7 protein-coding genes are annotated in these 7,867 nt (G+C 69.5%); 3 read left to right on the forward strand and 4 right to left on the reverse strand.

What is annotated here, in order from left to right; translation table 11 throughout:
• Positions 1–124: 124 nt before the first annotated feature.
• The 4 genes from QN350_RS18285 to QN350_RS18300 are packed head-to-tail and all read right to left on the reverse strand — an operon-like array spanning position 125 to position 4,957.
• On the reverse strand, positions 125–1,480 hold the full coding sequence (locus tag QN350_RS18285; protein ID WP_322138640.1) for an aspartate aminotransferase family protein: 1,356 nt from the start codon (positions 1,478–1,480) through the stop codon (positions 125–127).
• Between the two features lie 58 nt (positions 1,481–1,538).
• Positions 1,539–2,555, reverse strand: a complete 1,017-nt coding sequence (locus QN350_RS18290) for a TIGR03842 family LLM class F420-dependent oxidoreductase (protein ID WP_322138639.1) — start codon at positions 2,553–2,555, stop codon at positions 1,539–1,541.
• Between the two features lie 60 nt (positions 2,556–2,615).
• A complete protein-coding gene (hydA, locus tag QN350_RS18295; RefSeq protein ID WP_322138638.1) occupies positions 2,616–4,049 on the reverse strand; it encodes a dihydropyrimidinase in 1,434 nt (477 codons plus the stop codon).
• Complete coding sequence (locus QN350_RS18300) at positions 4,046–4,957, reverse strand: nitrilase-related carbon-nitrogen hydrolase (protein WP_322138637.1); 912 nt, start codon at positions 4,955–4,957, stop codon at positions 4,046–4,048. Before QN350_RS18300 ends, hydA begins: the two co-directional genes overlap by 4 nt.
• 177 nt (positions 4,958–5,134) lie before the next feature.
• On the opposite strand from QN350_RS18300, the gene QN350_RS18305 reads away from it, so the two are divergent.
• The 3 genes from QN350_RS18305 to QN350_RS18315 form a co-directional block, all read left to right on the forward strand.
• Positions 5,135–6,196: a putative F420-0 ABC transporter substrate-binding protein gene (locus tag QN350_RS18305; protein WP_322138636.1), complete on the forward strand. Its 1,062-nt coding sequence runs from the start codon at positions 5,135–5,137 to the stop codon at positions 6,194–6,196.
• 3 nt (positions 6,197–6,199) lie between these two features.
• Positions 6,200–7,273 carry a putative F420-0 ABC transporter permease subunit gene (locus QN350_RS18310; protein WP_416173013.1) on the forward strand — a complete coding sequence of 358 codons (1,074 nt, stop codon included), beginning with the start codon at positions 6,200–6,202 and terminating at the stop codon, positions 7,271–7,273.
• Positions 7,264–7,867, forward strand: a 604-nt coding sequence (locus tag QN350_RS18315; RefSeq protein ID WP_323517074.1) for an ABC transporter ATP-binding protein, incomplete at its 3' end; no start/stop codon positions are given. The genes QN350_RS18310 and QN350_RS18315, both read left to right, overlap by 10 nt.

Consider the following 7,867-nt stretch of genomic DNA (forward strand, 5'->3'; position numbering starts at 1 on the left):
GCCCGTATTCGCGTGGTTTAGGGGCACATTTCGTACTCTCGCGGAAGAGCAGAAGAGCGGAAGCGCGGAAGCGCGGAAGCGCGGAAGCGGGCAAGCGGGGCGGGGCGGCGGCGGAGGTGCCGGGCTAGAGGAGGGAGAGGACCTCTTCGTAGATGGAGAGGGCTTCGGCTGCCTCGGCGTCGGTGACGACGCAGGGGGGCACCACGTGGATGCGGTTCTCGGCGATGAAGGGCAGCAGCCCGCGGGCGAGCAACTCGGCCTTGATCTTCGCCATCACCGCGGCGCCGACGGGTTCCCGGGTCGCACGGTCCGCGACGAGTTCGAGCGCCCAGAACACGCCGACGCCGCGCACCTCCCCGATGATCGGGTGCCGCTCCGCCAGTTCGGCGAGCCCCGGCGCGAGCACGTCGCGCCCGATCCTGGCCGCGTTGTCGACGATCCCCTCCGACTCCATCGCGTCGAGCGCCGCCACGATCGCGGCCATGGCGAGCGGATGCCCGCTGTAGGTGAGTCCGCCGGGGAACACGGTCGTGTCGAAGTCGTTCGCGATCGAATCCGGGATGATCACCCCGCCGGCGGGCACGTAGCCCGAGTTGACGCCCTTCGCGAAGGTGATCAGGTCGGGCACCACATCGTAGAGGTCGAGGGCGAGCCAGCTGCCGGTGCGGCCGAAGCCCGCCATGACCTCGTCGAGGATGAGCAGGATGCCGTAGCGGTCGCACAGCGCCCGTACTCCAGGCAGGTACCCGGGCGGCGGCAGCAGCACGCCCGCAGTGCCCGGGATCGTCTCGAGCAGCACGGCGGCGATCCCGCTCGGCCCCTCGCTCACGATCACACGCTCGAGGTGCCGCAGGGCGCGTTCGCACTCCTGCTCCGGGGTCGTCGCCCAGAAATCGCTGCGGTAGAGGTACGGGCCGAAGAAGTGAGCGTGGCCGCGCGCGAACTCGTTCGGCACCCGCCGCCAGTCCCCCGTCGCGACGATCGCCGCGCCGGTGTTGCCGTGGTACGAACGGTAGGTCGAGAGGATCTTGTCGCGACCGGTGTGCAACCGGGCCAGCCGGATCGCGTTCTCGTTCGCATCCGCCCCGCCGTTGGTGAAGAACACCTTGTGGAAGCCGTCGGGGGCGCGGGCGACGATGCGGCTCGCCGCCTGGCCGCGGGTGAGGTTGGCCGTCGCGGGCGCGACCGTCGCGAGCAGTCCGGCCTGTTCGACGATCGCGCGCACGACGGCCGGATGCTGGTGGCCGATGTTGAGGTTGACCAGCTGGCTCGAGAAGTCGAGATACGTGGTGCCGGAGTGGTCCCAGACCCGGGTTCCGAGCCCGCCGGCGAGGACGAACGGGGTGCGCCCGCCGCCCTGGGCCGACCAGGAGTGGAACACGTGGGCGAGGTCGAGGTCGACGGTGAGTTCGTCGAGGTCGGCGGTCGGCTTTTGGTCGGTCACAGGGGTTCTCCTTGGTGTTTCGGCCGGATCGGGCATACCGACCGGATTGGATCTGCCGGGCGAAGTGCCGGCGACGGGGTATCGGTCCGGATGCTCACGACTTCGCCGAGACCGCAGTCTGGAGCGCCGGGATGACGCTCTCGCCGTACACCCGCAGGGTCTCTTCCTTGTTGTCGTGCTGCAGGTACCCGGCGAACTGGTCGACACCGAGCTCGCGGAGCGCCTCGAGCTTCCTGATGTGATCCGCCTTGGTGCCGAGCACGCAGAACCGGTCGACGATCTCGTCGGGCACGAAGTCGGCGTGGGTGTTGCCCGCGCGGCCGTGCTGGTTGTAGTCGTAGCCCTCGCGCCCGGCGATGTAGTCGGTGAGGGCGCGCGGCACCGCGGAGTCGGCGCCGTACTTGGCGACGATGTCGGCGACGTGGTTGCCGACCATGCCGCCGAACCAGCGGCACTGGTTGCGCATGTGCTCCCAGTCCTCGCCGATGTACATCGGGGCGGCGAGGCAGAATTTCACGGCGGCCGGGTCCCGGCCGGCCGCTGCCGCGGCCTTCCGCACCGTGCTGATCATCCACTCGGCCACGTCGAGGTCGGCCATCTGCAGGATGAAGCCGTCGCCGACCTCGCCGGTGAGCTTGAGCGCGAGCGGCCCGTACGCGGCCACCCACACCTCGAGGGAGCTGCCGAAGCTCCACGGGAACCGCAACGTGGCGCCGTTGTACTCGACCGCGCGCGAATTTCCGAGCTCACGGATGACGTGGATCGCCTCCCGCAGCGTCTTCAGGGTGGCCGGGGCGCCGTTCGTGACGCGCACCGCGGAGTCGCCGCGCCCGATGCCGCAGATGGTGCGGTTGCCGTACATCTCGTTGAGGGTCGCGAAGGTCGACGCCGTCACCGTCCAGTCCCGGGTGGACGGGTTTGTGACCATCGGCCCGACCAGGATCTTGCGGGTCTCGGCGAGGATACGGCTGTGGATCACGTACGGCTCCTGCCAGAGCAGGTGCGAGTCGAAGGTCCAGACATGGCTGAACCCATAGGCCTCGGCGAGCTGCGCGAGCTGCACGACCCTGGCCGAGGGCGGGTTGGTCTGCAGTACTGCTCCGAAGTCCATGGGGTGCCTGCGCTCTCTCGGTGGTGGGGCGGGTGGGCGGCGGATGCCGGGGTGACGCGCCTAGGTCAGGTACTGGCTCAGGCCGCGCGGCAGGTACCGCCCGTCGCCCTTCGTCCCGAGGTAGCTGTTGCCGTCGACGATGACCTTGCCCCGGCTGAGCACGGTGTCGACGTGCCCGTCGATCTCGTACCCTTCCCAGGCCGAGTGGTCCATGTTCATGTGGTGGGTCTTGCCCACGCCGATCGAGGTGTGCCCGGCCGGGTCGTAGACGACCACGTCGGCATCCGCCCCCGGCTGGATCACGCCCTTGGTGCCGTAGAGGCCGAACATCCGTGCCGGGGTCGTCGAGGTGAGCTCGACCCAGCGTTCGAGGGTGATTCGGCCCTCGACGACGCCCTGGTAGAGCAGGTCGAGGCGGTGCTCGACGGAGCCGATGCCGTTCGGGATCTTCGAGAAGTCGCCGAGGCCGAGGTCTTTCTGGCCCTTCATGCAGAACGGGCAGTGGTCGGTCGAGACGAGCTGCAGTTCGTTCGTGCGCAGGCTCTGCCAGAGTTCCTCCTGGTGCCCCTCCGCGCGACTGCGCAGCGGGGTCGAGCACACCCACTTCGCACCCTCGAAGCCGGGGGCGCCGAGGTTCTCCTCGAGTGAGAGGTAGAGGTACTGCGGGCAGGTCTCCCCGAAGACGTTCTTCCCGCGGGAGCGGGCCGCGGCGAGCTGGGCGACGGCCTGTTTCGCACTCACGTGCACGACGTAGAGCGGCGCGCCGGTCAGGTCGGCGAGCATGATCGCCCGGTGCGTAGCCTCCTCCTCGAGCTGCCAGGCCCGCGCGATGCCGTGGTAGTAGGGGTCGGTCTTGCCCTCGGCAAGGAGCTGCCCGACGAGCACGTCGATCGCGGGCCCGTTCTCGGCGTGCATCATCGTCATGAGCCCGGTCTCCGCCGACTTCTGCATCGCCCGGAGGATCTGCGCGTCGTCGGAGTAGAACACTCCCGGGTAGGCCATGAAGAGCTTGAAGCTCGACACCCCCTCGGCGAGCAGCCCGTCCATCGCCTGCAGCGAGTCGGCGTTGAGGTCGCCGATGATCTGGTGGAAGCCGTAGTCGATGGCGCAGTTGCCCGCCGCCTTGTCGTGCCAGGTCGCCAGGCCGTCGAACACCCGCTGGCCGTAGCTCTGCACCGCGAAGTCGATGATCGTCGTCGTGCCGCCCCACGCGGCCGCGCGGGTGCCGGTCTCGAACGTGTCCGAGGCCGCGGTGCCGCCGAACGGCAGCTCCATGTGGGTGTGGGCGTCGATGCCGCCGGGGATCACGTACTTCCCGGTCGCGTCGATGACCCGGTCGGCGGATGCCGCGACGTCGAACCCGAGAATGGCGGTGCCGGGGGCGAGCATCGCGACGATCTTCTCGCCGTCGATGAGGACATCCGCTTCTGAACGGCCGGTCGAGCTGACCACCGTGCCGCCCCGGATCAGGGTGCGGCCCGCGCGGGTGCTCATGCGCGGACGATCGGGTCGTAGGAGTCCGGCCGGCGGTCGCGGTAGAACTGCCAGGAGGTGCGCGTCTCCCGGATCAGGCCCAGGTCGAGGTCCCGGATCACGATCTCCTCGGTGTCGGTCGAGGCGATGGCGCCGACGTAGTTGCCGCGCGGGTCGACGAAATAGGAGCTGCCGTAGAAGGTGACGGCCTCGTCGCCGAACTCGTCGGACTCGGTGCCGATCCGGTTGTTGGCGCCGATGAAATACTGGTTGGCGACGGCGGCGGCCGGTTGTTCGAGTTCCCAGAGCCGGTTGGACAGGCCCGGCTTGGTGGCAGAGGGGTTGAACACGATCTCGGCGCCGTTCAGGCCGAGGATGCGCCAGCCCTCCGGGAAATGCCGGTCGTAGCAGATGTAGACCCCGATCTTGCCGACCGCGGTGTCGAAGACCGGGTAGTCGAGGTTGCCGGGGCGGAAGTAGAACTTCTCCCAGAACTGCGGCAGGTGCGGGAGGTGGTGCTTGCGGTACTTGCCGAGGTAGCTGCCGTCGGCGTCGATGACGGCGGCGGTGTTGTAGAGCACCCCGGCCTGCTCCTCCTCGTAGACGGGAAGCACGATCACCATGTGATGCTCCGCGGCGAGCGCCTGGAACCGTTCGACGAGGGGCCCGGGCACCCTGGTCGCGTAGTCGTAGTACTTGGGGTCCTGGACGATGCCGAAGTACGGGCCATGGAAGAGCTCCTGGAAGCAGATCACCTGCGCGCCCTGTGCCGCCGCGGAGCGGACGAATCCCTCGTGCTTGGCGATCATCGACTCCTCGTCGCCGGTCCAGGTGGCCTGGGTGATCGCGGCCCGCACGATGTTCGCGCCGCGACCGGTCGCATCCGTGCCGATCTTCGCGCTGGCCGGGGTATTGGATCCGTCGGACATGTCTGCCTCCACCAAGTCGGTATTTCGAGATACCTGAAACTTCCGCTGAAACTTCCGGGCGTGCTGAGTGCGTGTGGATCATCCTGTCGCCCAACTGCGCCCGTGGCAAGCGATCGGCGAAACCGTTATCAGGCGCTGGTACGATTCGAAGAACCCCGCCCGGCCACCGAAGGACCCATGACTCGTCTCCCGAATTCCCGAGCGCCCCTCGCCTCCCGCACCTCGATCGCCTGGCGCGCCGTCGCCGTCGCCACGGCGGTCGCCGTCCTGCTCGGCGGCTGCGCGAGCACGAGCCTGACTCCCGCGGGCCCGGCCCCGGATGCGGTCACGGCGAGCCCGACCGCGACAGCGAAGCCGGCATACCCGCTCACGATCGACAACTGCGGCACGCAGGTCACGGTCACGAAGGCCCCGAGCCGGATCGTGTCGATCAAGTCCTCGGCGACGGAACTCCTCCTCGCGCTCGGCCTCGGCGATCACATCGTCGGCACGGCCTTCCTCGACGGGCCGCTCCCGCAGGCGCTCAGTTCCATCGGCACCAACCTCAAGGTCGTCAGCGACTTCCTGCCCAGCCAGGAGGCAGTGCTCGCCCTCAACCCTGACTTCGTCTTCGGCGGCTGGGAGTCCAACTTCGCGGCCGACGGCGTCGGCACCCGCGACACGCTCGCGGCCGTCGGCATCGGCAGCTACGTCTCACCGTCCGCCTGCAAGGGGGCCGACCAGCCCAACCCGCTCACCTTCGACACCGTCTTCGGGGAGATCACCGAGGCCGGCGCCGTGTTCGGAGCCCCCGAGGCTGCCGCACGGCTCGTCGCCACCCAGCGCAAGGAGCTCACCACGCTCTCCCCCGCGACCACGAAGACGTCCGCGCTCTGGTATTCGAGCGGCGTCGACAGCCCGTACGTCGGTGCCGGAATCGGTGCGCCGCAGATGATCATGGATGCCGCCGGCCTCACGAACGTGTTCGCGAGCGTGAAGGACACCTGGACCTCCGTCGGCTGGGAATCCGTCGTCGCGGCCGATCCGAGCGTGATCGTGCTCGTCGACGCGACCTGGAACACGGCAGAGTCCAAGATCAAGACCCTCGAGGCGAATCCGGCAACGAAGAACCTCTCCGCGGTGAAGAACAAGCGCTACATCACCCTCCCGTTCGCCTCGACGGAGGCCGGCATCCGCAACGTCGAGGCCGCGGCAACGACGATCGACCAGCTGGCCGACCTCAACTCGCTGAGCAAGTAGTCGGTGACTGCGGGCACGGGCTCCGCGGCGGGACGAACCCGGCCGGCCGCATCCGCTCGCCGGAACGGCCGCTTCGGGCTGTGGCTCGCGCTCGCCTCGGCCGCTCTCGTGCTCGTTTCGGCGGTCGCCGTGACGATCGGGCCCGCTCCGGTGAACCTCGCGGATGTCTTCGGCAGCCTCGCGGCGCACCTAGGCTTCCCGCACACGGGCACGGTGCCCGTTCTCACTGATGCGATCGTCTGGCAGCTGCGGCTGCCGCGAGTGCTGACCGCGGCGTTCGTCGGTGCGGGCCTCGCCCTGAGCGGCGCGGTCATGCAGAGCGTGACCCGCAACCCACTCGCCGACCCCTACCTGCTCGGCCTGTCCTCCGGGGCCTCGCTCGGCGCGGTCTGCGTCGTGATCCTCGGCGTCGGGGTCGCGCTCCCGCTCGCCGCCTTCGCCGGCGCGCTCGCCGCTCTCGTCGCGACGCTCTCCATCGCCGGGGTCGGCGGAACGATCACGCCCGGCCGGGCCGTGCTCGCCGGCCTCGCGATCGCCCAGTTGGGAGCCGCGGGCACCTCCTTCGTGATCTTCTGGTCGGCCAAGGGCGACTCCTACCGCGAGATCCTGAACTGGCTGCTCGGCTCCCTCGCCGGTAGTTCCTGGGGCACGGTCCTCATCGCCGGGGGCGCGCTCATCCTCGCCGGCACCGGGCTCGTGCTCGCCGCGAGCCGGCTGGACGCCTTCGCCTTCGGCGACACCGCGGCGGCCTCGCTCGGAGTCGACGTCAACCGCACCCGGTGGGCGCTCCTCGGAACGGTGGCGCTGCTGACCGGGGCCATGGTCGCCGTGAGCGGTGCGATCGGGTTCGTCGGGCTGATCCTCCCGCACCTCGTACGCGGGCTCAGCGGGCCGGGGCACGGCCGACTGCTGCCGCTCGTCGCGGTATCCGGCGCGGTGTTCCTCGTGATCGCGGACACCCTCGCCCGCACGGTCTTCGACCCGCGCGAACTGCCGGTGGGGATCATCACCGCCCTGATCGGGGTTCCGGTGTTCATCGCCCTGATCAAGAGCCGGAAGTCCGTGTCATGGGTGTAGTCATCGAGCGGGTGTCGTTCCGAGTCGGCGGGCGCACGATCCTGGACGACGTCTCCGCGGTGATCCCGACCGGTTCGGTGACGGGACTGCTCGGCCCGAACGGCGCTGGAAAGTCCACGCTGCTGCGCCTTGTCGCGGGCCTGCACACCCCGACGAGTGGACGGATCACCCTCGACGACGCACCCCTGGCGTCCCTCGGCCGACGCGAAACCGCCCGTCGGATCGCCCTCCTCGAGCAGAACGCGAGCCCCACGATCGACCTGCTCGTGCGCGAGGTCGTCCTCCTCGGTCGCATCCCGTACCGCACCGGGATCTTCGGCGGCTTCGACGGGGCCGGGGACCAGCGGATCGTCGCCGAATCGCTCGCCCAGGTCGGTGGCACCGAGCTGGCCGACCGAAGCTGGGGAACGCTGAGCGGCGGCGAGCAGCAGCGGGTGCAGATCGCCCGAGCGCTCGCTCAACGGCCGAGCCTGCTCCTGCTCGACGAGCCGACCAACCACCTCGACATCGGCGGGCAGCTCGGTCTGCTCGCCCAGGTGCGGGACCTCGGCCTCACCGCGGTCCTCGCCCTGCACGACCTCAACCTCGCCGCGG

This window comes from Cryobacterium sp. 10I5 (assembly GCF_035019865.1).
GTDB classification, from domain to species: Bacteria; Actinomycetota; Actinomycetes; order Actinomycetales; family Microbacteriaceae; genus Cryobacterium; species Cryobacterium breve_A.

Bases quoted from the DNA above. Each gene is read 5' to 3' on its own strand.
- QN350_RS18290 (WP_322138639.1), bottom strand. From the start codon at position 2,555: ATGGACTTCGGAGCAGTACTGCAGACCAACCCGCCCTCGGCCAGGGTC.
- QN350_RS18305 (WP_322138636.1), top strand. From the start codon at position 5,135: ATGACTCGTCTCCCGAATTCCCGAGCGCCCCTCGCCTCCCGCACCTCG.
- hydA (WP_322138638.1), bottom strand. From the start codon at position 4,049: ATGAGCACCCGCGCGGGCCGCACCCTGATCCGGGGCGGCACGGTGGTC.
- QN350_RS18285 (WP_322138640.1), bottom strand. From the start codon at position 1,480: ATGCCCGATCCGGCCGAAACACCAAGGAGAACCCCTGTGACCGACCAA.
- QN350_RS18300 (WP_322138637.1), bottom strand. From the start codon at position 4,957: ATGTCCGACGGATCCAATACCCCGGCCAGCGCGAAGATCGGCACGGAT.